The sequence below is a fragment of the Mesobacillus maritimus genome (assembly GCF_023715205.1).
Taxonomy (GTDB): Bacteria; Bacillota; Bacilli; order Bacillales; family Cytobacillaceae; genus Mesobacillus_B; species Mesobacillus_B maritimus_C.
In genome coordinates, this window is record NZ_JAMBNR010000021.1 from 1 (window position 1) to 24,826 (window position 24,826).

Sequence of the window (24,826 nt, forward strand, 5' to 3'; positions counted from 1 at the left end):
TAAATAGTCTGGTGACGATGGCGAGAAGGTCACACCCGTTCCCATGCCGAACACGGAAGTTAAGCTTCTCAGCGCCGATGGTAGTTGGGGGATTCCCCCTGTGAGAGTAGGACGTCGCCAGGCAAACGAAAAGATAACCAATTTTGGTTGTCTTTTTTTGTTTGGAAAGAAAATTTCTATCTACTTAAGTAGATAAAATAGTTTGAAAGTATGTTACCTTTCTGTGTTTTCCTTCAATAATTGTCGAACGAATTTCGTTTATCTTTTTAGGACAAGGGTACTAATATAATTAGTATATAAGGTTTTACCCTTAGTAAAAATGGGCATAAATAGAACTGTCGCCAGAATTGCATAGGGGTATTTTTTTATGTATAATAAATGTCAAAGATAGTCAAAGTCAGATTGGGGGAGGTTCTGTGAGGAATATATCGGACATCATTGAAAATTACCTAAAAGCGGTATTGGAAATGAGTGACCAAGATCTCGTTGAAATTAAACGGAGTGAAATTGCCGATAAATTTGAGTGCGTTCCATCCCAAATCAATTATGTTATAAATACACGATTTACAATTGAGCGGGGATATGTCGTTGAAAGTAAACGTGGTGGCGGTGGCTATATCCGAATTATGAAGGTTCAAACACATGATGAAGCCCATTTAATTGATCAACTCCTCGCTTTAGTTAATCACCGTATATCTCAAGTTAGTGCTGAAAGTATTATTCTTCGGCTCATCGAGGAAAAAGTGATTACCGTTAGGGAAGGAAAGATTATGCAAAGTGTATTAGATCGTTCGGTTCTTCATTTGGAATTGCCGCAGCGAGATGAGCTACGCTCTAGGATGCTTAGGGCTATGCTGATGGCCATAAAATATAAGTAATACTCTGTAAGTTACGAGGTGAGAGCATGATTTGCCAGGAATGTAATGAAAGACCGGCAACTCTCCATTTTACAAACTTTAGTAATGGGGAAAAGACAGAATTACATTTATGTGAACGTTGTGCGCAAGAACAAGGTGAAATGTTTTTAATGAATCAAGGAGCGGGATTTTCTATTAATCACTTTTTACAAGGGTTGTTGAATATGGACTCACCATTTCAAGCAAAAACAAAGGATCCATTTCAACAACAAGAAGAAGTCCTTCAATGTGAAAATTGCTCAATGACATTCCCGCAATTCTTAAAAGTGGGACGGTTTGGATGCAGTCATTGTTATGATACCTTTCGGGAGTATCTAATTCCGGTTACTCGCCGACTGCATAGTGGAAATACAACACACCATGGAAAAATTCCGAAGCGTGTTGGTGGAACGATTCAATTGCAAAGAAATATTGCCACCTTAAAACACACTTTAAGCGACTTGATTGCGAAAGAAGAGTTTGAAAAGGCAGTCGATGTTCGTGATGAAATCCGTGCTTTAGAAAAACAATTGGCAGAAGAACGTAGGGGAGGGGAATAGGTGTATGTCTTTGGAGCGATTTATCAATCAGGCAGTGAGTTCCTGGATGAGCGAAGATGGACCCGATTCAGATATAGTTCTTAGTTCCCGTATCCGCCTTGCTAGAAATTTAAGTGATATAAAATTTCCTACCATTGCGACAAAGGATTCAGCAGAGGCCGTCATTCAGGCTATTAGGGAAAGAGTTATAGCTGGCCCATCCACACAGTTTGGCCCATTAGAACTGTTAAAGGTGGATGAAATTCAACCTCTCCAAAAAAGAGTGCTAGTTGAGAAACATTTAATCAGTCCGCACCTTGCGGAAAACTCCCTGAATGGGGCTTTTCTGTTATCAGAGAATGAAGAGATTAGCATTATGATTAATGAAGAAGACCATATAAGGATTCAATGTTTGTTTCCGGGACTTCAATTATCAGAGGCATTAAAAGTAGCCAACGATGTTGATGACTGGTTAGAAGAAAAAATGAATTATGCATATGATGAACAATACGGCTATTTAACAAGCTGCCCGACTAACGTTGGTACAGGATTACGGGCATCGGTTATGATGCACTTGCCTGGACTTGTCCTTACAAGACAAATGAATCGAATTTTACCGGCAATTAATCAATTAGGTCTAGTTGTTAGAGGAATTTATGGTGAAGGTAGCGAAGCTTTAGGTAATATCTTTCAAGTCTCAAACCAAACTACACTTGGCAAGTCAGAAGAGGATATTGTTGATGACCTAAAAGGGGTTGTAGCGCAAATAATTTCTCAGGAAAGGTCAGCTAGAGAAGCATTAGCGAAAACATCGAACATACAATTAGAAGATAGGGTATTTCGATCCTTTGGGGTTTTACAAAATAGCCGAATCATTGAATCTAAAGAAGCGGCTAGCTGTCTTTCTGATGTTAGACTTGGAATTGATATGGGTTATATCAAAAATATTTCGAGAAACATTTTAAACGAACTGATGATTTTAACACAGCCAGGATTTTTGCAACAATATGCTGGGGGTCCTCTCCGCCCGGATGATAGAGATATCCGCAGAGCGGCTTTAATAAGGGAAAGAATCCAAATGGAATCGAATGAATAATAAGGAGGATGAGCTTTATGATGTTTGGACGGTTTACTGAAAGAGCGCAAAAAGTGCTAGCACTGGCACAGGAAGAAGCAATTCGCCTTGGACATAATAATATTGGAACAGAGCATATTTTGTTGGGGCTTGTTCGCGAAGGAGAAGGCATCGCCGCAAAGGCACTTTACGGACTAGGTCTTGGTTCTGAAAAGATTCAAAAGGAAGTTGAAAATCTGATAGGTAAAGGGCAAGAAGGTTCTCAAACAATCCATTATACGCCTAGAGCAAAGAAGGTTATTGAACTTTCCATGGATGAAGCGAGAAAATTGGGACATTCTTATGTTGGAACAGAACACATTCTCCTTGGCCTTATTCGTGAAGGAGAAGGAGTGGCAGCCCGAGTTTTAAATAATCTTGGGGTTAGTTTGAATAAAGCGCGCCAGCAAGTTCTACAACTTTTAGGGAGCAACGAAACATCTAGTCATCAAGGCGGAGGCGCAGTCAATGCAAACACACCTACGCTTGATAGCCTTGCACGGGATTTAACGGCAATTGCAAGAGAGGGAAGTCTTGATCCTGTTATTGGGCGAAGCAAAGAGATTCAAAGAGTCATTGAGGTGCTTAGTCGCCGTACCAAAAATAACCCAGTATTAATTGGCGAACCTGGTGTTGGAAAAACAGCAATTGCTGAAGGGCTTGCACAGCAAATCGTCAATAATGAAGTTCCTGAAATCCTTCGTGATAAGCGAGTTATGACCCTCGATATGGGTACGGTTGTTGCTGGTACAAAGTACCGTGGTGAGTTTGAAGACCGTTTAAAGAAAGTCATGGATGAAATACGCCAAGCAGGAAATATCATTCTATTCATAGACGAGTTGCATACTTTGATTGGCGCAGGTGGAGCAGAAGGAGCGATTGATGCTTCCAATATTTTAAAGCCATCTCTTGCACGTGGTGAGCTGCAGTGTATTGGGGCGACCACTCTTGACGAGTATCGTAAATATATTGAAAAAGATGCAGCTTTAGAAAGGCGTTTCCAACCGATTACTGTTGATGAGCCAACAGCGGAAGAATCTGTTCAAATTTTAAAAGGTCTACGTGATCGTTATGAAGCGCATCACCGTGTATCCATTACTGATGAGGCAATTGAAGCAGCAGTGAAGCTTTCTGACCGCTATATCTCAGATCGTTTCTTACCGGATAAAGCGATTGATTTAATTGATGAGGCAGGGTCTAAAGTCCGTCTTCGTTCTTATACAACACCACCTAATTTAAAAGAACTTGAGCAAAAACTCGAGGAAGTTCGTAAAGAAAAGGATGCTTCCGTTCAAAGCCAAGAGTTTGAAAAGGCTGCGTCTTTACGAGATACAGAACAGCGTCTTCGTGAACAATTAGAAAATACGAAGAAAACATGGAAAGAAAAACAAGGGCAAGAAAATAGTGAAGTCACAGTAGAAGATATTGCGAATGTTGTCTCCAGCTGGACGGGTGTTCCAGTTTCAAGATTAGCTGAAACAGAGACCCAGAAGCTACTAAAGCTCGAGGAAATTTTACATTCGCGCTTAATTGGTCAAGAAGAAGCGGTTAAAGCTGTTTCAAAAGCTGTGCGACGTGCGAGAGCGGGTCTTAAAGACCCAAAACGACCAATTGGTTCATTCATTTTCCTAGGACCAACAGGTGTCGGAAAAACAGAATTAGCGCGAGCTTTAGCTGAAGCAATGTTTGGCGACGAAGATGCAATGATTCGCGTTGATATGTCTGAGTACATGGAAAAACATTCGACTTCACGTCTAGTTGGTTCACCTCCAGGATATGTTGGATATGATGAAGGTGGACAATTAACAGAAAAAGTTCGTCGTAAGCCATACTCTGTCGTCCTCTTGGATGAAATTGAAAAGGCTCACCCAGATGTTTTCAATATTTTACTTCAAGTGCTTGAAGATGGGCGTTTAACAGACTCTAAAGGCCGTACGGTAGACTTCCGTAACACAGTGCTTATTATGACGTCCAATGTTGGTGCCGAAGCATTAAAGCGCAATAAATACGTTGGCTTTAATATTCAAGATGGGGAGCAAGACTACAAAGATATGAAAGGGAAAGTGATGGAAGAGTTAAAGCGTGCCTTCCGTCCGGAATTCCTGAATCGTATTGATGAGATCATTGTTTTCCATGCACTCGAAAAAGAGCACTTAAAACAAATTGTTACTCTTATGTCGGAGCAATTAATGAAGCGTCTTGAAGAACAAGATATTGACCTAGAATTAACGGAGAGTGCGAAGGAAAAAATCGCGAATGAAGGCTATGATCCAGAGTATGGAGCTCGTCCTCTTCGCAGAGCGATTCAAAAGCATATCGAAGACCATCTCTCTGAGGAACTTTTAAAAGGAACAGTGCTTAAAGGGCAAAAAGTCATTATTGACGTTGAGAATGATGAATTTACTGTTCAAACGCCAAAGACCGCTTTGAACAAATAACAAGCCCAAATTATAATAAGAGGTATACGTATTGTTACGTATACCTCTTTTGCTAATCATAAGGATAGGCAGATAGAATATTCGCTTTTTCCTTTCTTTTTCTAATAGCGATAAACACAGTTTTACGTTTAAATGGTTAAAATAGAAAAGTTAGGGTAATAGTCAAGTGAAGGGAAGAATAAAATGGCGAAACGAAAAACAAAATTTATGTGCCAGGAGTGCGGCTATGAATCTCCTAAATGGATGGGGAGATGTCCGGGCTGTGGGCAATGGAATAAAATGGTCGAAGAAACTGAAGTTGTTGGAACTGGTCGGCGTGGGGCGTTTCAACACTCAGCATCAACGGGAGTTGCAGCGAAAGCAACGCCAATTACAAGCATCGAGACAGTAAGTGAGCCGAGAATTAAAACGGAATTGGTTGAGTTAAATCGTGTCCTTGGTGGGGGAGTTGTCAAAGGTTCGTTAGTGTTAATTGGGGGCGACCCTGGAATTGGAAAATCGACTCTCTTGCTTCAGGTCTCACATCAATTAGCTAAAATTGACCACTCTGTCTTATATATATCTGGTGAAGAGTCTCTAAGGCAAACCAAGCTCCGCGCGGAACGTTTGGGAATATCCTCTGAAAACTTACTTGTCTATTCAGAAACAAACTTGGAAGAAATAAGCCGGACAATCGAAAAAAATTCCCCGGATTTTGTCATTGTGGACTCAATTCAAACCGTTTTCCATCCTGAAGTGACATCTGCTCCAGGTAGTGTTTCCCAAGTAAGGGAAAGTACCGCAGAACTTATGCGCATTGCCAAAACGAACGGAATTGCCATTTTCATTGTTGGTCATGTCACAAAAGAAGGATCAATCGCTGGTCCTCGACTACTGGAACATATGGTGGATACTGTCTTATATTTTGAAGGGGAGCGTCATCATACGTATCGGATTTTGCGAGCAGTAAAGAACCGTTTTGGGTCAACAAATGAAATGGGGATTTTTGAAATGAAGGAAAAAGGACTTGAAGAAGTGGCAAATCCGTCAGAAATCTTTTTGGAGGAGCGTTCACAGGGAGCATCAGGTTCAACGGTTGTAGCCTCAATGGAGGGAACAAGACCAGTGTTAGTTGAGATTCAAGCTTTAATTTCCCCATCTAGCTACAACAATCCGCGGAGAATGGCAACAGGGATTGACCATAATCGGGTCAATTTATTGATGGCTGTTTTAGAAAAGAGAGTAGGCTTGCTCTTGGCTAATCAAGATGCTTATTTAAAAGTAGCTGGCGGAGTAAAGCTAGATGAACCGGCAATTGACTTAGCGGTTGCGATTAGCATTGCATCCAGTTTCCGCGATAAGCCGACTCGTTCAACGGATTGCTTTATTGGTGAGGTCGGCCTTACAGGGGAAGTACGGCGAGTCTCACGGATTGAACAGCGTGTACAAGAAGCAGCAAAGCTAGGTTTCGAGAGAGTCATCCTGCCTGAGAATAATCTAGGTGGTTGGACGGCACCGAAAGGAGTTGCCTTAGTTGGCGTTTCCTCTGTGGGGGAGGCACTAAAAGTCACACTGGAGGGATAAAAGAATTGGAAAATCGAAAAACCGAAAATCTAGCTTTGAGTGAAATTTTACAATTTATCGCTCCTGGAACACCTTTAAGAGAAGGTATTGATAATGTCCTACGTGCGAATACTGGTGGTCTTATTGTTGTCGGTTTTGATGAGCGGGTTCAGGAGTTGGTAGATGGAGGATTTAAGATTAATTGTCAGTTTACACCAAGTTCATTGTATGAACTAGCAAAAATGGATGGGGCTATCATTTTAAATGAGACAGGAAATGAGATCCTTTTTGCTAATGCACAGCTGGCTCCGAACTCAGAAGTGCCATCGACTGAAACAGGAATGCGCCACCGAACAGCTGAGCGAGTAGCGAAACAAACAAGGTCACTTGTCATTGCGATTTCACAACGAAGAAATGTGATCACGCTATATCAAGGGAATTTGCGCTATTCATTAAAGGACATCTCTGTGATTTTAACGAAAGCCAATCTTGCTACCCAAACACTTGAAAAATACAAAATTGTATTAGAGCAAAGTATCACCAATTTGGGATTGCTAGAATTTGAAGAATTAGTTACATATAATGATTTGCTGCAAGTGCTACATCGGTTTGAGATGGTGTTACGAATTAAGAATGAACTATTAGCTTATTTAAGTGAACTTGGAATTGAAGGCCGTCTTATCCGCTTACAAATGCAGGAGATAATGACGGATATGGAGATTGAAGCCAATCTAATTATCAAGGATTATGTAAAAGATGAGGAGATTAAATCAGAAGAGGTTTTGACCCGCTTTCAAGAGTTGGCTAAATCAGGCGTAGTGGAGGATACCATTTTGCTAAAGCTATTAGGGTACCAAGGTTATGTTCATCTTGAAGAGGTAATTTGTCCACGAGGCTATCGTATGTTAAATAAAATTCCACGCCTTCCGCCTGTTATTATCGAGAATTTAGTCGATCATTTTCAAGGTTTCAGTGGAATTGTTTCGGCTTCAGTAAGTGATTTAGATGAAGTAGAAGGGATTGGCGAAGTTAGGGCGAAAAAGATAAAAGAAGGGCTGAAACGAATTCTCGAACAACTGATATCCGATCGCCATATTTAAGGTTTCTTCTTTCAACCTATAGATAGTAGCCTCTATGAAAGTATGAAGATGTAATTATTACAGCCTCATGTGAACTCATTTCCTTTTTTACAGTTGGGTAAATTAATTGGTTAGTCAAGGTTTCAATTTTTTGAAATTGTTTATAATGATAATTAGGAGGTGATGTGATGTTAAGGCGTATTATCCAAGCTTGTTTCTTAATTATTGGAGGAACACTTGGGATATTCTTGATTCCCGATTTAATTTGGTTAATTGAACTCGAGAATATTTCCTTTTTAGCAAATCCGTATGTTTCTGCTATACTTGGTGCACTTATTTTTTATTTCATTACTTTTTGGGCTGTTGATTATGTAACCAATTTTATCAAATGGCTTGAGGAGTCATTAATTAAAGCGCCACTAGCCGATTTATTGTCTGGCGGTGTCGGGCTATTCTTTGGATTATTGGTTGCCTTTCTAATTGGTTTTGCCTTTAATGCGATCCAAGTTCCAGTTTTTAATACGGTAGCGCCAATACTCTTAACACTTGTTTTTGGTTATCTTGGTTTTCAGGTAGGTTTTAAAAAACGCGATGAACTTCTAGGACTATTTTCGAGTCGAAAGAAAAAGTCAGGGGAAGAGGATGTCGAAGCAAAACCAGTAAGCACATGGAAAATTCTTGATACCAGTGTCATTATTGATGGAAGAATTGCTGATATTTGTCAAACGGGTTTTTTAGAAGGTACGATTATTATTCCGCAGTTTGTACTTGAGGAATTGCAGCATATTGCTGACTCTTCTGATGTGTTAAAACGTAACCGTGGACGACGTGGTCTTGATATTTTGAATCGAATCCAAAAAGAATTAGCCATTCAAGTTGACATCTATGAAGGGGACTTTGAAGACATCCACGAGGTCGATTCCAAACTCGTTAAGTTAGCAAAGTTAACAAACGGGGTTGTCGTAACGAATGATTTTAACTTAAATAAAGTTTGTGAACTACAAGGTGTAGCTGTATTAAATATTAATGACTTGGCAAATGCGGTTAAGCCAGTTGTTTTACCAGGAGAAGAGTTAAACATCCAAGTGATAAAAGATGGCAAAGAGCATAATCAAGGAATTGCCTATTTGGATGATGGTACAATGATTGTGGTTGAAGAAGGCCGCAATTATATTGGCAAACGAATTGAGGTTTTGGTCACAAGTGTACTTCAAACCTCAGCGGGCAGAATGATTTTTGCCAAACCAAAATTACTAGAAAAAGCGCTATAGAGGATAGGAGATAACAGATTATGGCTTACCAAGTCATTATTCCTGCCGCGGGGCAAGGGAAACGAATGGGAGCAGGGAGAAATAAGCTTTTTTTGACGCTTGAAGAAATACCTATTTTGATTCATACGTTAAGAGTATTTGATGAAGATGAAGAATGTAAGGGAATTATCTTATCGATTCATCAAGACGATGAGAAGCCCTTTAAGGAATTATTAAAAGAGTATAGGATTCAGAAGGTAACAAAGCTTGTTCATGGAGGCAAAGAACGCCAGGACAGTGTTTATAATGGTGTGAAGGCTGCCCAAGCTGATGGAGTCGTTCTCGTGCATGATGCCGCAAGACCATTTGTTCGCCAAGAGACGATTCATCAGCTTGTACAAGCGGCTCAGAATGTGGGAGCTGCAATTGTTGCAGTCCCCGTTAAGGACACGATTAAAAAGGCAGAGCAGCAAGTTGTTTCTGAGACAATTGAGCGTTCTAGCTTGTGGGCGGTTCAAACCCCACAAGCTTTTCGCATTTCTATTCTTAGAGACGCTCATGAAAAAGCAGTGGAAGACCAGTTTACTGGGACAGATGATGCAAGTCTTGTTGAAAGGCTTCCACATAAAGTCGTCATTATTGAGGGAGATTATGATAATATTAAGCTGACGACACCAGAAGATGTTTATTTTGCAGAAGCAATATTAAAAAAACGAAAACAATTAGGATAAACAGCTTCATTGGGACTGATTATTGATTAAAAGGAGCTATTAACAGATGTTTCGAATTGGACAAGGTTTCGATGTGCATCAACTAACCGAGGGTCGTCCGCTGATCATCGGAGGAGTTACGATTCCATATGAAAAGGGATTATTAGGCCATTCGGATGCCGATGTGTTATTACATACGATAGCGGATGCCGCTCTAGGAGCAATCGGTGAAGGAGACATAGGTAAACATTTTCCTGATACAGACCCATTGTTTAAGGATGCGGATTCCGCAAAGCTACTTGAGCATGTATGGGGAATTGTAAAGGATAAAGGCTATCGTCTTGTAAATATTGATTGCACAATCATTGCTCAAAGGCCTAAAATGGCACCATACATTGAACCAATTAAAGAAAGAATCGCCACTCTTCTCGAGGGAGCGGTTGATCAAGTAAATGTGAAAGCTACTACAACAGAGAAGTTAGGCTTTGCTGGACGTGGAGAAGGGATTGCGGCTCAGGCAGTCATCTTGCTACAGAAAGTTTAAGTGGATTGAGTTTAGGAGGAGTTACAATGTCAGAAATTCGAGTTCGTTATGCCCCAAGCCCAACGGGACATTTACATATTGGGAATGCTCGTACAGCATTATTTAACTATTTATTTGCTCGTAACCAAGGCGGAAAGTTTATCATCCGCATTGAAGATACCGATCAAAAGAGAAATATTGAAGGTGGTGAACAAAGCCAGCTTCATTATCTAAAATGGTTAGGTATGGATTGGGATGAAAGCATCGATGTCGGCGGTGAGTATGGACCGTACCGTCAATCAGAGCGCACGGCAATTTATGATGAGTACACAAGACAATTGTTCGAAAAAGACCTTGCTTACAAATGTTATTGTACAGAAGAAGAGCTTGAGGCCGACCGTGCAGCGCAAATGGAGCGCAATGAAACACCTAAGTATTCAGGAAGATGTCGTCATTTATCAGCAGAAGACAGAGAGAAACTTGAAGCGGAAGGTAGAAAGCCAAGTATCCGTTTTAAGGTGCCTACCGATAAAGTGCTTACCTTTACCGATATGGTAAAAGGAGAAGTATCATTCGAATCGGAAGGTTTCGGTGATTTTGTTATTGTCAAAAAAGATGGGATCCCGACCTATAACTATGCAGTGGTAATCGATGACTATTTAATGAAAATCTCTCATGTGCTCCGCGGAGATGATCATATTTCTAATACACCAAAGCAATTATTAATTTACGATGCTTTTAACTGGGAGCCACCGGTGTTTGGTCATATGACTTTGATTGTGAACGAAAGCCGGAAGAAGTTGAGCAAAAGAGATGAGTCCATTATTCAATTTATCGAGCAATACGAGGAATTAGGCTATTTACCAGAGGCCTTGTTTAACTTTATTGGGCTTCTTGGATGGTCACCGGCTGGCGAAGAAGAAATCTTCTCAAAAGAAGAGTTCGTTGAAAAGTTTGATGCAGAACGTCTTTCCAAATCACCAGCATTATTTGATCGTCAGAAACTTACTTGGATGAACAATCAGTACATGAAAAAGGCTGATCTTGAAAGGGTTATTGAATTGGCGCTTCCACATCTCATTAAGGCAGGGAAGGTAAGCGAAGCTCGTTCGGCTGAAGAAGATAAGTGGGTTCGTGATTTAATTGCCCTTTACCAAGAAAAAATGAGTTATGGCGCAGAAATCGTGGAAATGTCCGCTTTATTCTTCCAAGATGAATTAACATTTGAAGCAGAAGCGAAGGAAGTATTGGCAGGAGAGCAAGTTCCAGAAGTGATGGAGGCTTTCTTAAAGGAAATTGATGCGTTAGCTGAGTTCACTGCTCCTCAAATCAAAGCTGCCGTTAAAGCGGTGCAAAAGGGTACTGGGCATAAAGGACAGAAGCTGTTTATGCCAATTCGTGCTGCTGTCACTGGGCAAACACATGGTCCTGATTTGATGCTTGCAATGGAATTGCTTGGCAAGGAAAAAGTTGTTGAACGGGTTGAAAGTCTACTCCAAACGAAATAATTTAATCAAGATAGTTAACAACATCTTAGAAATATAATATAGTAAAAGTAATTCAAATAGCACAAAGTGTAGAAGAGGAAAAGTAGAAAAATGACGCTTTAAAGAGAGAACCATCATCGGCTGAAAGTGGTTTAAGCCTCTCATTTTTTGAAATGCGCCTCGGAGCCTCTGAATGAACAGTTAAAGCTTATTAGTTCAGGGCGGGTCCTCCCGTTAACAGGGTTAAGTTGAGGTTTTTAAAGGGGCCTAAACAGAGTGGAACCGCGCGTAAGCGTCTCTGTCAGTTGATGACAGGGGCGCTTTTTTTATTGCTAGATAACAAACAGGTTTCGTGAATGGGGGATGAACCTATCTAGCAAACAAACTCTGTTGTAGGTTTGAATTAAGGTCACTGCATTTATTTTTGGAGATACTGGGGGATGGTAAAGATGTTTAAGATACTAAAGGAAGATATCGATGTTGTTTTTGAGCAAGATCCTGCTGCTAGAAGTCGTTTAGAAGTCATTTTAACCTACGCTGGGCTCCATGCTATTTGGTCGCATCGACTAGCGCATGCCTTATTTAAGCGAAAGCTATACTTTATTGCAAGAGTCATTTCACAAATCAGTCGTTTCTTTACAGGGATTGAAATTCACCCAGGTGCTAAAATCGGACGTAAGCTATTTATCGACCATGGCATGGGAGTGGTGATTGGCGAGACCTGTGAAATTGGCGATAATGTGACGATTTACCAAGGGGTAACATTAGGTGGAACTGGGAAGGAAAAAGGAAAGCGACATCCGACAGTGATGGATAATGCTTTGATTGCAACAGGTGCAAAAGTATTAGGGTCCATCACCATCGGAGAAAACTCGAAAATCGGGGGCGGTTCTGTCGTTCTTAAAGATGTTCCACCAAATTCTACTGTTGTGGGTGTTCCGGGAAGAGTGGTCATCCAGGATGGAGTGAGAATTAAAAAAGATTTAAATCATTCAGATCTTCCAGATCCGATTGCAGACCGTTTTAAGGTGCTTGAAGCGGAAATTCAAGGTTTACAACAAGAGTTAAAAGGGTTAAAGGAAGAAAGGAGTAAAGTGAATGCCAATTCAAATATTTAATACACTGACACGACAAAAGGAAGAGTTTGTCCCACTTGAGGAAGGAAAAGTAAAAATGTATGTTTGTGGGCCAACCGTTTATAACTATATTCATATTGGGAATGCTCGTCCAGCGATCGTTTTTGATACCGTTCGACGTTACCTAGAGTTTCGAGGGTATGATGTAAACTTTGTTTCAAACTTTACAGATGTAGATGATAAGTTGATTCGAGCAGCAAAAGAATTAGGAGAAGATGTACCAACAATAGCAAATCGCTTTATTGATGCTTATTTTGAGGATACATCCGCTTTAGGATGCAAGCGAGCGGATGTTCACCCACGTGTAACTGAGACAATGGATGTCATCATTGAATTTATTGAAGCGTTAATCGAAAAAGGATATGCGTATGAATCCGGCGGTGATGTTTATTTTCGCACAAGAGCGTTTTCTGAGTATGGGAAGTTATCACATCAATCAGTTGATGAGTTGAAAATTGGTGCCAGAATCCAAGTTGGTGAAAAGAAACAAGATGCGCTTGATTTTGCTTTATGGAAAAACGCCAAAGAAGGAGAAATTTCCTGGGAAAGCCCGTGGGGGGAAGGAAGACCAGGTTGGCATATTGAATGCTCTGCAATGGCAAAACAATATCTTGGCGATACGATTGACATTCACGCAGGTGGTCAGGACCTCGCTTTCCCGCATCACGAAAATGAAATAGCCCAGTCCGAGGCATTAACTGGCAAGACGTTTGCACGCTATTGGATGCATAATGGATATATCAACATCAATAACGAAAAAATGTCTAAATCATTAGGAAACTTTGTGCTTGTACATGACATCATTAAACATCATGACCCACAAGTGTTGAGATTCTTTATGTTATCAGTTCATTATCGTAATCCGATCAATTATAGTGAAGAATTGTTAGAAAACACAAAGGCAGCTTTTGAAAGATTAAAGACTTCTTATCAAAATTTACAGCACCGAGTGGGTGCTAGTACAAATCTAACGAATAACAATCAAGAATGGCTTGATAAAATTTCTGCCCTACGTGAGCAATTTATTACCGAAATGGATGATGATTTCAATACAGCAAATGGTGTATCCGTATTGTTTGAACTATCAAAGTTGGCGAATCTTTATTTACTAGAAAAGAATACGGCAGAAGAAGTAATCAATGCATTTTTACATGAATTTGAACAATTGTTTGGTGTGTTTGGAATCACGATAGGCAATAATGAACTACTAGATGAAGAGATTGAAGCCTTGATTGAAAAACGAAACCAAGCTAGAAAAGACCGAGACTTTAAACTAGCAGATGAAATCCGTGACCAACTAAAAGACATGAACATTATTCTTGAAGATACAGCTCAAGGTACGAGATGGAAAAGAGGATAAAGAATGCTGTCGTATAATCAAAAAGTGGATGAAAAACAGTTAAATAGCCTAGCTCTTGCCTATATGGGTGATGCCGTCTATGAAAAATATGTGCGGTATCACCTGCTGCAGAGCGGGAAGGTAAGGCCGAACAAGCTGCATCGTGAGGCTACTCACTTTGTTTCTGCTAAAGCACAAGCAAAAATCATTCATGCATTCAATGAAAAACAGATTTTAACCGCTGAGGAACAAGCTGTTTTAAGGCGAGGGAGAAATGCAAAGTCCGGTTCAGTGCCGAAAAATACGGATGTCCAAACTTATCGCTATAGTACTGCTTTTGAGGCACTGATAGGTTATTTATTTTTAGGGGGAAAGCAGCAGCGATTAGAGGAACTGATTCAAGCTGCATTTGCAATCGTTGAAGAGGAGGATGTTCATCATGAGTGAAGAATACATCGGTGGGAAAAACCCCGTAATTGAAGCATTAAAGTCCCAGCGTGAAATCAATAAAATTTTAGTCGCAGAGGGATCTCAGCGCGGGCAAATGCAACAAGTGACAAGACTTGCAAAAGAAGCAAATGTGCTTGTACAGTTTGTCCCTAAAAAGAAGTTAGATCAAATGTACGAAGGTAGCCACCAAGGAGTTATTGCACAGGTTGCTGCTTATGAGTACGCTGAATTAGACGATTTATTCGCACTTGCTGAGAAGCGGAACGAAGCCCCATTTTTCTTGATATTAGATGAAATTGAAGATCCCCATAATCTAGGTTCCATTATGCGGACTGCGGATGCAACTGGTGCCCATGGGATTATCATTCCGAAAAGAAGAGCGGTCGGACTAACAGCAACAGTAGCAAAGTCCTCAACAGGGGCTATTGAGCATATCCCGGTTGTTCGTGTGACAAATCTATCACGAACGATCGACGAATTAAAAGACCGTGGCGTATGGGTTGCAGGGACAGATGCTGCTGGTAAGGAGGATTACCGCGAGTTTGATGGGACAATGCCACTCGCTCTTGTCATTGGCAGTGAAGGAAAAGGAATGGGTAGAATCATTCGTGAGAAATGTGATTTCCTACTTCGTCTTCCGATGGTTGGGAAGGTTACATCTTTAAATGCCTCAGTAGCAGCAGCTTTGCTAATGTATGAGGTACACCGCAAACGTTATCCTATAGGGCAGTAGTATGGATATCCTATTGGTAGACGGATATAACATTATCGGAGCGTGGCCAGAACTTAGAGCATTAAAAACAAAGGACTTAGCAGCAGCAAGGGATCTGCTGGTTGAGAAAATGGCCGAGTATAGAGCATATACAGGGTATCGAGTGATTATTGTTTTTGATGCTCATTATGTACAAGGTACCGAACAGCGATATAAAAACTATAATGTCGAAGTCATCTATACACGAGAAAATGAAACGGCAGATGAGCGAATCGAAAAATTAGCGATTGATTTAAGTAATCGTAAAACCCAGATTCATGTAGCAACCTCGGATTTCACCGAACAATGGGCTATTTTTGGCCAAGGTGCTCTGAGGAAATCAGCACGGGAATTATATACCGAAATGAATGTGATGGAACAGAAGATTGAGAAAAGAGTCCGGAAAATCCAGAAAAAGAAGCCGCTAAGTAAGATTCCACTTAGTGACGAAATGGCGGAAATTTTTGAAAAATGGCGCCGAGGTGGCCGGTAAGCGGTTGACGCTTGAAAAATTTCTACTGTATAATATTTCTATCCATGGAAAAGTCCGGTGGGGGGATCTGAGTGAATGCTGGTTTCGGAGTTAAACAGGGTTTGAATTATATCAATCTTGAAGACGAACAAATAGTTGAAGCTGTTCACCAAGGAGATAGTGAGGCACTTGACTATTTAATAAATAAATACCGGAACTTTGTCCGTGCCAAAGCTCGATCTTATTTTCTAATTGGAGCAGACAAAGAAGATATCGTCCAGGAAGGAATGATTGGTCTTTATAAAGCCATTCGTGACTTTAAGGAGGACAAGCTATCATCATTTAAGGCATTCGCTGAATTGTGTATTACTAGACAAATCATAACGGCAATAAAGACAGCCACAAGACAGAAGCATATTCCGCTTAATTCCTATGTCTCTCTAGATAAACCAATCTATGATGAAGAATCTGATCGTACCTTAATGGACGTTCTCACAGGTGCCAAGGTCATGAACCCGGAAGAATTGATTATTAATCAGGAAGAATTTGATCAGATTGAAATAAAGATGGAAGAACTTTTAAGTGATTTAGAGCGGAAAGTACTTGCTCTTTACTTAGATGGACAAACCTATCAGGAAATCTCTGAAGAGTTAAACCGCCATGTGAAGTCAATTGATAATGCCTTGCAAAGAGTGAAGCGTAAGCTTGAGCGTTATATAGAAATCCGTGAAATCAAAAAATAAAGTTTATATAAGCCATCAAACCGCCTTATCATCCATTTCGACAGTTATTGACAGTTTCCTTTCGTGCATGATAAAGTTTTAAGGAAATACACAATGAGAAGGTGTATCATGAGCAAAAAGATAACGCTTGCCTGTGCGGAGTGTGGTTCGCGCAATTACACGACCACTAGCAACCAAGAGAATCAAACAGAGCGCCGTGAACTGAAGAAATACTGTAAAACGTGTAATGCTCATACTGTTCATCGAGAAACAAAATGACTTTTAGATAGATAGTTTGCTATTCACAAGTTGGAGGTTACAAAATGCGCATTACTAAGTTCTTACCTGAAGTTGCCCGCGAGATGAGAAAAGTTAGCTGGCCTAAACGGAGGGAGCTATTTCGTTATACCGTTGTCGTTTTAACGACGGTTGTTTTTATGGCATTGTTTTTTACAGTAGTTGACCTTGGATTTTCTGAATTGATTCGTTTAATCCTTGAATAACCTGTGCAATCTCATGGTATAATGGAAAATAACGAAGGAAGTTTTTACAAGAACCCGGCTAACGGGTTTTTTGTTTGCTAAAAAAGGGAGGGAAGGACGCTATAGTCCTCTGCAATGGAAAAGAATTGGTATGTCGTTCATACGTACTCTGGGTATGAAAATAAAGTAAAAACAAATTTAGAAAAACGTGTAGAAACAATGGGTATGCAGGATAAAATTTTCCGCGTGGTCGTACCTGAAGATGAAGAAACTGATATTAAAAATGGAAAAAAGAAGGTTGTTAAAAGAAAGACCTTCCCTGGCTATGTGTTAGTAGAGTTGGTTATGACGGATGACTCTTGGTACGTCGTTCGTAATACACCTGGCGTAACAGGGTTTGTTGGTTCATCAGGTCATGGTTCAAAGCCGACCCCATTGTTACCGGAAGAGGTTGCAATGATTTTAAAACGCATGGGTGTAGAGGAACAGCGTATAGACATCGACTTCGAATTAGGCGAAACAGTTAAAGTAAGTGAAGGGCCTTTTGCAAACTTTACAGGTTCAATTGAAGAAATCGATAAAGATAAAGGAAAACTAAAAGTTCTAGTCAATATGTTTGGTCGGGATACACCGGTTGAATTGGAATTTTCACAGATTGAAAAATTATAACTTGAAATTAAAAAGGAATAGTGGTAATATTTCATAGGTCAGTATGTCTCGGGTACGGGACAAACATAGATTATGTTCTTATCGAAGTATGGCTATAATGGTCATTGTCCAGATAAGACTGAACTGAGTGGGAGGGGAAACCCCTATTACCACATCACGGACTTTAAGGAGGTGTGTCTCGTGGCTAAAAAAGTAATTAAAATTGTAAAATTGCAAATCCCTGCTGGTAAAGCGAACCCAGCGCCACCGGTTGGTCCTGCACTAGGTCAAGCAGGTGTAAACATCATGGGATTCTGTAAGGAATTTAACGCACGTACAGCTGATCAGGCTGGTTTAATCATTCCTGTTGAAATTACGGTATTTGAAGACCGTTCATTTACATTTATTACGAAAACTCCTCCTGCTGCCGTTCTTTTGAAAGTAGCAGCTGGAATTCAGTCTGGTTCTGGTGAACCAAACCGTAATAAAGTAGCAACAGTTAAGCGCGACAAGGTACGCGAGATTGCGGAACAGAAAATGCCTGACCTGAACGCAGCAAGCGTTGAAGCAGCAATGCGCATGGTTGAAGGTACTGCACGCAGCATGGGTATCAACATCGAAGACTAATTGCTATGCAGGATGTAGAGGTTGCGATGACGAATAGATTCTCTCGCAACCTTTGCTTTGTTTTAGGTTTTTGTTCCGCTTTAGGAATAGAAGCTTATATGTTTGGTAATGGTGTCCGAATTAGTTCTGGCCCGCCTGAGCTGACCAAGACGCCTCGCCTTTCTAAGTGGGAGGTTATTCCGCTAAAACCACATTTGAGGAGGAAATTATAATGGCTAACAAAGGTAAGAAGTATCAAGAAGCCGTTAAGCTAATAGATCGTACTAAGGCTTATGATATCCAAGAAGCAGTTGAGCTAGCGAAAAAGACTAGCACTGTTAAGTTTGACGCTACTGTTGAAGCGGCTTTCCGTTTAGGGGTTGACCCTAAGAAAGCAGACCAACAAATTCGTGGAGCAGTTGTTCTTCCGAACGGAACTGGTAAAACTCAACGCGTGTTGGTATTTGCTAAAGGAGAAAAAGCAAAAGAAGCTGAAGCTGCTGGTGCAGATTACGTTGGAGATTCTGAGTTCATCAACAAAATCCAACAAGGTTGGTTCGAGTTTGATGTAATCGTTGCTACTCCAGACATGATGGGTGAAGTTGGTAAGCTTGGTCGTGTATTAGGACCTAAAGGCTTAATGCCAAACCCTAAGACAGGTACTGTTACATTTGATGTAACAAAAGCTGTTAACGAAATCAAAGCTGGTAAAGTAGAATACCGTGTTGATAAAGCTGGTAACATTCATGTTCCAATCGGTAAGGTTTCTTTCGAAGATCAAAAGCTTGTTGAAAACTTCAACACAATCTTTGAAACAATGATGAAAGTTAAGCCTTCAGCTGCTAAAGGAACTTACATGAAGAATGTAACGATTTCTACAACAATGGGGCCTGGCGTTAAAATCGACCCTTCAACAGTTGTTGCAAAATAATACCAATTGACATTCTAAGATAGATTTTCTATAATGTATCTTGTTGTTAAAATAAAATAACATTTGTACCGCAGACAGCAGGTGCCATATGGCTTAATTCCCTGCCGAGGTCATACGATAGATTTATTGTTCGACTATTGTATACAACCTCTATGTCTGCAAAGACATAGAGGTTTTTTATTGACCGGTATGAGTGTAGAGAATTCTACAGGAGGTGTAATAAATGAGCAGCGCTATCGAAACTAAAAAACAATTAGTTGACGAAATTACCGACAAATTTAAAGCTAGTCAATCAACAATCGTAGTTGATTACCGTGGTTTATCTGTTGGTGAGGTTACTGAACTTCGTAAACAGCTTCGTGAAGCAGGTGTTGAATTCAAAGTATACAAAAATACAATGACTCGCCGTGCCGCTGAAGCAGCTGGTCTTGAAGGACTTAACGAAGTATTAACAGGACCAAATGCGATCGCATTCAGTACTGAAGATGTTGTCGCTCCAGCGAAGATTCTTAACGAATTCGCGAAAAAGAACGAAGCACTTGAAATCAAAGCAGGTATCATTGAAGGAAACGTTGCAACAGTAGAAGAAGTTAAGGCTCTTGCAGATCTACCATCTCGCGAAGGTTTACTTTCTATGCTACTCAGCGTGCTTCAAGCACCTATCCGCAATCTTGCTCTTGCTGCAAAAGCTGTTGCAGACCAAAAAGAAGAACAAGGCGCGTAAGTTAATCTACGTTTATTAAATAAAATCAACCAACCAATAGGAGGAAATGAACAATGACTAAAGAACAAATCATTGAAGCAGTTAAAAATATGACTGTTTTAGAACTAAACGATTTAGTAAAAGCAATCGAAGAAGAATTCGGCGTAACTGCTGCAGCTCCTGTAGCTGTTATGGGTGGCGCTGCTGCTGGAGATGCTGCTGCAGAACAAACTGAGTTTGATGTAGTTCTAGCATCTGCTGGAGATCAAAAAATCAAAGTTATCAAGGTTGTTCGTGAAATCACTGGCCTTGGACTTAAAGAAGCTAAAGAAGTTGTTGACAACGCTCCGAAGGCTCTTAAAGAAGGCGTATCTAAAGAAGAAGCTGAAGAACTTAAAGCTAAGCTTGAAGAAGTTGGAGCTAGCGTCGAAGTTAAGTAATTTGATTGTAGAAAAAGCTCGCTGTCAAGCGGGCTTTTTTAGCTATGTCTAAGTATGAATGATTTATGAAAAGGGCAAGATGCTTTCGTAGGTGGTGGAGTCAATGTCAAATCATTACTATTCAAAGAATCCCGAAGTGGAGAGCAAACCTGTTTATTGGGACTTTGTATTAAAGGGGCATTCCTTGCGCTTCAAGACAGACCGCGGAGTTTTCTCAAAAAAGGAAGTTGACTTTGGTTCGCGGTTGTTAATTGAGGCATTTCAATTTGAAAAAGAGGAAGGGAACCTATTGGATGTAGGGTGTGGCTATGGACCGATTGGTTTGTCGTTGGCAAAGTCTTATCCAGAGGCCTTTGTCCATATGGTAGATGTGAACCAGAGGGCCCTTGACCTTGCTAAGGAAAATGCAGAGTTGAATCAAGTGAAGAACGTTAAAATATATGAAAGTGATCGGCTTTTGCAAGTTGAAGGGAATCAGTTCCAAGCAATTTTAACCAATCCCCCGATCCGAGCGGGAAAAAGTGTCGTTCATGATATTTTCGAACAGAGCTTCGACCGGTTAGTGGAATCAGGAGAGTTATGGGTTGTGATTCAAAAAAAGCAAGGGGCTCCCTCTGCGATTGAAAAACTAGAAAGTATGTTTGCTCAAGTAGAAGTGGTGTTGAAAAAGAAAGGGTATTTTATCATCAAAGCAAAAAAGGTTGACAGATAAAAATTAGCTATGATAGTATTATAAAATGCCATAGATTAGTTTCCTTTAAAATGCTAAAAATGTCTTTTATAAGTATATTTTTGCTTTTTTGGGGAAAACTAACAAAATAATGTACGTCTAGAAAATGTGGTTTTTAACGTGAAAACCCTTTTTCTTTTTGTCTATTGAAAGTGAGCAAGAAGAACACATTAGTGGAATAATTACGCTTGATTTGAGGGGTGAATCAGTTGACAGGTCAACTAGTTCAGTATGGACGACACCGCCAACGTAGGAGTTATGCACGCATCAGTGAAGTATTGGAACTGCCGAATTTAATAGAAATTCAAACAGCTTCTTACCAATGGTTTCTTGATGAAGGTTTAAGAGAAATGTTTCAAGATATTTCTCCAATTGAAGACTTTACTGGTAATTTGTCGCTAGAGTTTATTGATTATAGTCTTGCGGAACCAAAGTATCCAGTAGATGAGTCAAAAGAGAGAGATGTTACATACTCTGCTCCATTAAGGGTGAAAGTTCGTCTTGTAAATAAGGAAACAGGTGAAGTAAAGGACCAAGATGTCTTTATGGGTGATTTCCCACTTATGACTGAAACGGGTACCTTTGTAATCAATGGTGCTGAAAGGGTTATTGTTTCCCAATTAGTACGATCTCCTAGCGTATATTACAGCGCAAAGATGGATAAAAACGGGAAAAAGGGTTTTACTGCAACCGTTATTCCAAATCGCGGAGCTTGGCTTGAATATGAAACCGATGCGAAAGATGTTGTATATGTCAGGATAGATCGTACGAGGAAACTCCCTGTTACGGTTCTTTTGCGTGCTCTAGGGTTTGGCTCTGACCAAGAGATCATTGATTTAATTGGTGACAACGAGTACATCCGAAATACGCTAGAGAAGGATAACACAGAGAGTTCTGAAAAAGCGCTTCTTGAAATCTATGAGCGTTTACGCCCTGGTGAGCCGCCAACCGTTGAGAATGCTAAAAGCCTTCTTGTTTCAAGATTCTTTGATCCAAAGCGCTATGACTTAGCGAATGTGGGCCGTTATAAGATTAACAAGAAGCTTCATATAAAAAATCGCCTGTTTGGGCAAAAATTAGCTGAAACATTAGTTGATCCAGAGACAGGAGAGATTATTGCGGAGCAAGGCGTAACACTAGACCGTCGTACGCTTGATAAAATCCTTGATAGTCTTGAAAAGAATGTTGGCTTCGAAACGCATAAACCATATGGCGGCGTAGTAGAAGATGATATCTTACTTCAGTCAATTAAAATTTACGCTCCAAATGATGAAGGCGAAAAAGTGATTAATATAATCGGGAATGCCTATGTTCCTGAACCAATTAAAAATATTACACCAGCTGATATCATTGCATCTATTAGTTATTTCTTTAACTTATTGCATGGTGTTGGTGATACGGATGACATCGACCATCTTGGAAACAGACGACTTCGCTCTGTTGGTGAACTTTTACAAAACCAGTTCCGTATCGGTTTATCCCGTATGGAAAGAGTTGTTCGTGAAAGAATGTCGATTCAAGACACAAACACAATTACACCACAGCAACTCATTAATATCCGACCGGTTATTGCTTCAATTAAAGAGTTCTTTGGTAGTTCTCAGTTATCACAGTTCATGGACCAAACGAATCCATTGGCAGAATTGACGCATAAGCGTCGTCTATCTGCACTTGGACCAGGTGGTTTGACTCGTGAACGTGCAGGCTTCGAAGTACGTGACGTTCACTATTCACACTATGGTCGTATGTGTCCGATTGAAACTCCTGAGGGTCCAAACATCGGGCTGATTAACTCACTTTCTTCTTTTGCGAAAGTGAATAAGTTCGGATTTATTGAAACTCCATATCGTCGTGTCGACCCAGAAACAGGTAGAGTTACTGATCATTTTGATTATCTAACTGCTGATGAAGAGGATAACTATGTTGTCGCTCAGGCAAATGCGGTTCTATCTGATGAAGGGGAATTCCTTGATGACATGGTAGTTGCTCGTTTCCGTGGTGAAAACACCGTTGTTCGTCGTGAGCGCATTGATTATATGGATGTATCACCGAAACAGGTTGTTTCTGCCGCGACAGCATGTATCCCATTCCTTGAGAATGATGACTCGAACCGTGCCCTAATGGGAGCGAACATGCAGCGCCAAGCTGTGCCGTTGTTGCAACCAGAAGCACCGAGAGTCGGAACAGGTATGGAGCATGTATCAGCAAAAGACTCTGGTGCAGCTGTTATCTGTAAACATGAGGGAATTGTTGAGCACGTTGAAGCTCGCCAAGTTTGGGTTCGTCGGATTACTGAAGTAGATGGTCAACAAACAAAAGGTGACCTTGATAAATATAAAATGCAAAAGTTCATCCGTTCAAACCAAGGGACTTGTTATAACCAGCGCCCAATCGTAAGTGTGGGTGACCATGTGACAAAAGGTGAGATTCTTGCCGATGGTCCTTCAATGGAAAAAGGAGAACTAGCATTAGGAAGAAACGTTCTTGTAGGATTTATTAACTGGGATGGTTATAACTACGAGGATGCGATTATCATGAGTGAACGTCTTGTTAAAGACGATGTTTACACTTCTATCCATATTGAAGAATATGAATCAGAGTCTCGTGATACAAAGCTTGGGCCTGAAGAAATTACACGTGATATTCCAAACGTCGGGGAAGATGCATTGCGTAACCTCGATGAGCGTGGAATCATTCGTGTAGGTGCTGAGGTGAAAGATGGAGACTTGCTTGTTGGAAAGGTTACACCTAAGGGAGTTACAGAACTAACAGCAGAAGAACGTCTTTTACATGCAATCTTTGGTGAAAAAGCTCGTGAAGTTCGCGACACCTCTCTTCGTGTACCACATGGTGGTGGAGGAATTGTTCTTGATGTGAAAGTCTTTAACCGTGAAGACGGTGACGAACTGCCTCCAGGTGTAAATCAACTTGTTCGCGTTTATATTGTTCAAAAACGTAAGATTCACGAAGGCGATAAGATGGCTGGACGACATGGTAATAAAGGGGTTATTTCCCGCATTTTACCTGAAGAGGATATGCCATTCTTACCAGATGGTACGCCGATTGATATCATGTTGAACCCATTAGGGGTTCCATCACGTATGAACATCGGTCAGGTATTGGAACTTCACTTAGGTATGGCTGCTCGTAGCCTTGGAATTCATGTGGCGTCTCCTGTATTTGATGGTGCAACAGAAGAAGATGTGTGGTCTACGATTGAAGAAGCTGGTATGGCACGTGATGCGAAAACCGTTCTTTATGATGGCCGTACAGGCGAACCGTTTGACAACCGCGTATCTGTTGGGGTCATGTACATGATTAAACTTGCGCACATGGTTGACGATAAGCTTCATGCTCGTTCTACAGGACCTTACTCTCTTGTTACGCAACAACCACTGGGTGGTAAAGCTCAGTTCGGTGGTCAGCGCTTCGGGGAAATGGAAGTATGGGCACTTGAAGCATATGGTGCAGCTTACACACTTCAGGAAATCTTAACAGTTAAATCGGACGATGTTGTCGGACGTGTTAAGACTTATGAAGCGATTGTAAAAGGTGAAAACGTTCCTGAGCCTGGTGTTCCTGAATCGTTCAAGGTCTTAATGAAAGAGCTTCAGAGTCTTGGAATGGATGTTAAGATTCTTTCAGGTGATGAACAAGAAATCGAAATGCGCGATTTTGATGAAGATGATGAAATACAACAACCGGAAACATTGAACATCGCATCTGGATCAGGTGATGTTGATTCTGAAAAGGTTGGTTCCAAAGAATAAATAGGTTGAAGAAGTGCGATAGCCATCCTCTTTTATAGTAGGCATGGCTATTGCACAATCAATATAGC

Annotated in this window: 25 protein-coding genes, 1 rRNA gene and 2 other annotated features; all 26 genes read left to right on the top strand. The window is 40.6% G+C overall.

Translation table 11 applies throughout. The annotated features are described in order from the left end of the window. Window positions 1–7: 7 nt before the first annotated feature. The 26 genes from rrf to rpoB all read left to right on the top strand — a co-directional run bounded on the left by rrf (window position 8) and on the right by rpoB (window position 24,758). Window positions 8–123 (top strand): 5S ribosomal RNA (gene rrf / locus M3182_RS22585). A gap of 293 nt (window positions 124–416) precedes the next feature. Beyond that, window positions 417–878 (top strand): CtsR family transcriptional regulator, encoded by a 462-nt coding sequence (locus M3182_RS22590; protein WP_251435630.1) that lies wholly within the window; start codon window positions 417–419, stop codon window positions 876–878. A gap of 26 nt (window positions 879–904) precedes the next feature. Next, window positions 905–1,456, top strand: a complete 552-nt coding sequence (gene mcsA, locus M3182_RS22595; protein ID WP_251435633.1) for a protein-arginine kinase activator protein McsA — start codon at window positions 905–907, stop codon at window positions 1,454–1,456. Window positions 1,457–1,460: 4 nt separating this feature from the next. After that, window positions 1,461–2,531: a protein-arginine kinase McsB gene (gene mcsB, locus M3182_RS22600; protein WP_251435636.1), complete on the top strand. Its 1,071-nt coding sequence runs from the start codon at window positions 1,461–1,463 to the stop codon at window positions 2,529–2,531. Between the two features lie 17 nt (window positions 2,532–2,548). Next, the gene (clpC, locus tag M3182_RS22605) at window positions 2,549–4,987 is read left to right on the top strand and encodes an ATP-dependent protease ATP-binding subunit ClpC (protein WP_251435640.1); all 2,439 of its coding nucleotides are present in this window, start codon (window positions 2,549–2,551) and stop codon (window positions 4,985–4,987) included. A 183-nt stretch (window positions 4,988–5,170) separates the two neighbouring features. Next, window positions 5,171–6,550, top strand: coding sequence for a DNA repair protein RadA (radA, locus tag M3182_RS22610; RefSeq protein WP_251435644.1), 1,380 nt, complete (start codon window positions 5,171–5,173; stop codon window positions 6,548–6,550). A 5-nt stretch (window positions 6,551–6,555) separates the two neighbouring features. Continuing rightward, window positions 6,556–7,629 carry a DNA integrity scanning diadenylate cyclase DisA gene (gene disA, locus M3182_RS22615; protein WP_251435647.1) on the top strand — a complete coding sequence of 358 codons (1,074 nt, stop codon included), beginning with the start codon at window positions 6,556–6,558 and terminating at the stop codon, window positions 7,627–7,629. A 167-nt stretch (window positions 7,630–7,796) separates the two neighbouring features. Next, window positions 7,797–8,879, top strand: coding sequence for a PIN/TRAM domain-containing protein (locus tag M3182_RS22620; protein ID WP_251435650.1), 1,083 nt, complete (start codon window positions 7,797–7,799; stop codon window positions 8,877–8,879). A 20-nt stretch (window positions 8,880–8,899) separates the two neighbouring features. After that, the gene (gene ispD / locus M3182_RS22625; RefSeq protein ID WP_251435654.1) at window positions 8,900–9,589 is read left to right on the top strand and encodes a 2-C-methyl-D-erythritol 4-phosphate cytidylyltransferase; all 690 of its coding nucleotides are present in this window, start codon (window positions 8,900–8,902) and stop codon (window positions 9,587–9,589) included. A gap of 46 nt (window positions 9,590–9,635) precedes the next feature. Next, window positions 9,636–10,112 carry a 2-C-methyl-D-erythritol 2,4-cyclodiphosphate synthase gene (ispF, locus tag M3182_RS22630; protein WP_251435657.1) on the top strand — a complete coding sequence of 159 codons (477 nt, stop codon included), beginning with the start codon at window positions 9,636–9,638 and terminating at the stop codon, window positions 10,110–10,112. Window positions 10,113–10,138: 26 nt separating this feature from the next. Continuing rightward, complete coding sequence (gene gltX / locus M3182_RS22635) at window positions 10,139–11,599, top strand: glutamate--tRNA ligase (RefSeq protein WP_251435660.1); 1,461 nt, start codon at window positions 10,139–10,141, stop codon at window positions 11,597–11,599. Between the two features lie 60 nt (window positions 11,600–11,659). Then, window positions 11,660–11,881, top strand: a binding site (T-box leader). Window positions 11,882–12,027: 146 nt separating this feature from the next. Next, window positions 12,028–12,696, top strand: a complete 669-nt coding sequence (gene cysE, locus M3182_RS22640) for a serine O-acetyltransferase (protein WP_251435663.1) — start codon at window positions 12,028–12,030, stop codon at window positions 12,694–12,696. Continuing rightward, entirely contained in the window at window positions 12,677–14,074 is a 1,398-nt protein-coding gene (cysS, locus tag M3182_RS22645; RefSeq protein ID WP_251435667.1) for a cysteine--tRNA ligase, read from the top strand. Before cysE ends, cysS begins: the two co-directional genes overlap by 20 nt. A gap of 3 nt (window positions 14,075–14,077) precedes the next feature. Further along, the gene (locus M3182_RS22650; protein ID WP_251560256.1) at window positions 14,078–14,500 is read left to right on the top strand and encodes a Mini-ribonuclease 3; all 423 of its coding nucleotides are present in this window, start codon (window positions 14,078–14,080) and stop codon (window positions 14,498–14,500) included. Beyond that, complete coding sequence (rlmB, locus tag M3182_RS22655; RefSeq protein ID WP_251560258.1) at window positions 14,493–15,236, top strand: 23S rRNA (guanosine(2251)-2'-O)-methyltransferase RlmB; 744 nt, start codon at window positions 14,493–14,495, stop codon at window positions 15,234–15,236. Before M3182_RS22650 ends, rlmB begins: the two co-directional genes overlap by 8 nt. A gap of 1 nt (window position 15,237) precedes the next feature. Further along, window positions 15,238–15,747, top strand: coding sequence for an NYN domain-containing protein (locus tag M3182_RS22660; protein WP_251435675.1), 510 nt, complete (start codon window positions 15,238–15,240; stop codon window positions 15,745–15,747). A gap of 71 nt (window positions 15,748–15,818) precedes the next feature. Continuing rightward, window positions 15,819–16,469 carry an RNA polymerase sporulation sigma factor SigH gene (sigH, locus tag M3182_RS22665; protein WP_251435677.1) on the top strand — a complete coding sequence of 217 codons (651 nt, stop codon included), beginning with the start codon at window positions 15,819–15,821 and terminating at the stop codon, window positions 16,467–16,469. A 93-nt stretch (window positions 16,470–16,562) separates the two neighbouring features. Beyond that, window positions 16,563–16,727: a 50S ribosomal protein L33 gene (gene rpmG / locus M3182_RS22670; RefSeq protein ID WP_285869275.1), complete on the top strand. Its 165-nt coding sequence runs from the start codon at window positions 16,563–16,565 to the stop codon at window positions 16,725–16,727. Between the two features lie 44 nt (window positions 16,728–16,771). Then, window positions 16,772–16,951, top strand: a complete 180-nt coding sequence (secE, locus tag M3182_RS22675) for a preprotein translocase subunit SecE (RefSeq protein WP_251435681.1) — start codon at window positions 16,772–16,774, stop codon at window positions 16,949–16,951. 114 nt (window positions 16,952–17,065) lie between these two features. Further along, on the top strand, window positions 17,066–17,599 hold the full coding sequence (gene nusG / locus M3182_RS22680) for a transcription termination/antitermination protein NusG (protein ID WP_251435683.1): 534 nt from the start codon (window positions 17,066–17,068) through the stop codon (window positions 17,597–17,599). Between the two features lie 180 nt (window positions 17,600–17,779). Next, entirely contained in the window at window positions 17,780–18,205 is a 426-nt protein-coding gene (rplK, locus tag M3182_RS22685; RefSeq protein ID WP_251435685.1) for a 50S ribosomal protein L11, read from the top strand. 211 nt (window positions 18,206–18,416) lie between these two features. After that, the gene (rplA, locus tag M3182_RS22690; RefSeq protein WP_251435689.1) at window positions 18,417–19,115 is read left to right on the top strand and encodes a 50S ribosomal protein L1; all 699 of its coding nucleotides are present in this window, start codon (window positions 18,417–18,419) and stop codon (window positions 19,113–19,115) included. Window positions 19,116–19,165: 50 nt separating this feature from the next. Beyond that, window positions 19,166–19,303 (top strand) — a sequence feature (ribosomal protein L10 leader region). A gap of 35 nt (window positions 19,304–19,338) precedes the next feature. Continuing rightward, window positions 19,339–19,839 (top strand): 50S ribosomal protein L10, encoded by a 501-nt coding sequence (rplJ, locus tag M3182_RS22695; RefSeq protein WP_251435692.1) that lies wholly within the window; start codon window positions 19,339–19,341, stop codon window positions 19,837–19,839. Window positions 19,840–19,892: 53 nt separating this feature from the next. Next, window positions 19,893–20,258 (top strand): 50S ribosomal protein L7/L12, encoded by a 366-nt coding sequence (gene rplL, locus M3182_RS22700; protein ID WP_251435696.1) that lies wholly within the window; start codon window positions 19,893–19,895, stop codon window positions 20,256–20,258. Between the two features lie 103 nt (window positions 20,259–20,361). Further along, window positions 20,362–20,970: a class I SAM-dependent methyltransferase gene (locus M3182_RS22705; RefSeq protein ID WP_251435699.1), complete on the top strand. Its 609-nt coding sequence runs from the start codon at window positions 20,362–20,364 to the stop codon at window positions 20,968–20,970. Between the two features lie 227 nt (window positions 20,971–21,197). Continuing rightward, window positions 21,198–24,758, top strand: a complete 3,561-nt coding sequence (gene rpoB, locus M3182_RS22710) for a DNA-directed RNA polymerase subunit beta (RefSeq protein WP_251560260.1) — start codon at window positions 21,198–21,200, stop codon at window positions 24,756–24,758. Window positions 24,759–24,826: the final 68 nt, after the last annotated feature.

Coding starts and splice junctions, on each gene's coding strand:
- mcsA (WP_251435633.1), top strand. CDS start 905: ATGATTTGCCAGGAATGTAATGAAAGACCGGCAACTCTCCATTTTACA.
- mcsB (WP_251435636.1), top strand. CDS start 1,461: ATGTCTTTGGAGCGATTTATCAATCAGGCAGTGAGTTCCTGGATGAGC.
- clpC (WP_251435640.1), top strand. CDS start 2,549: ATGATGTTTGGACGGTTTACTGAAAGAGCGCAAAAAGTGCTAGCACTG.
- radA (WP_251435644.1), top strand. CDS start 5,171: ATGGCGAAACGAAAAACAAAATTTATGTGCCAGGAGTGCGGCTATGAA.
- M3182_RS22620 (WP_251435650.1), top strand. CDS start 7,797: ATGTTAAGGCGTATTATCCAAGCTTGTTTCTTAATTATTGGAGGAACA.
- ispD (WP_251435654.1), top strand. CDS start 8,900: ATGGCTTACCAAGTCATTATTCCTGCCGCGGGGCAAGGGAAACGAATG.
- ispF (WP_251435657.1), top strand. CDS start 9,636: ATGTTTCGAATTGGACAAGGTTTCGATGTGCATCAACTAACCGAGGGT.
- gltX (WP_251435660.1), top strand. CDS start 10,139: ATGTCAGAAATTCGAGTTCGTTATGCCCCAAGCCCAACGGGACATTTA.
- cysE (WP_251435663.1), top strand. CDS start 12,028: ATGTTTAAGATACTAAAGGAAGATATCGATGTTGTTTTTGAGCAAGAT.
- cysS (WP_251435667.1), top strand. CDS start 12,677: ATGCCAATTCAAATATTTAATACACTGACACGACAAAAGGAAGAGTTT.
- M3182_RS22650 (WP_251560256.1), top strand. CDS start 14,078: ATGCTGTCGTATAATCAAAAAGTGGATGAAAAACAGTTAAATAGCCTA.
- rlmB (WP_251560258.1), top strand. CDS start 14,493: ATGAGTGAAGAATACATCGGTGGGAAAAACCCCGTAATTGAAGCATTA.
- M3182_RS22660 (WP_251435675.1), top strand. CDS start 15,238: ATGGATATCCTATTGGTAGACGGATATAACATTATCGGAGCGTGGCCA.
- rpmG (WP_285869275.1), top strand. CDS start 16,563: ATGAGAAGGTGTATCATGAGCAAAAAGATAACGCTTGCCTGTGCGGAG.
- secE (WP_251435681.1), top strand. CDS start 16,772: ATGCGCATTACTAAGTTCTTACCTGAAGTTGCCCGCGAGATGAGAAAA.
- nusG (WP_251435683.1), top strand. CDS start 17,066: ATGGAAAAGAATTGGTATGTCGTTCATACGTACTCTGGGTATGAAAAT.
- rplA (WP_251435689.1), top strand. CDS start 18,417: ATGGCTAACAAAGGTAAGAAGTATCAAGAAGCCGTTAAGCTAATAGAT.
- rplJ (WP_251435692.1), top strand. CDS start 19,339: ATGAGCAGCGCTATCGAAACTAAAAAACAATTAGTTGACGAAATTACC.
- rplL (WP_251435696.1), top strand. CDS start 19,893: ATGACTAAAGAACAAATCATTGAAGCAGTTAAAAATATGACTGTTTTA.
- M3182_RS22705 (WP_251435699.1), top strand. CDS start 20,362: ATGTCAAATCATTACTATTCAAAGAATCCCGAAGTGGAGAGCAAACCT.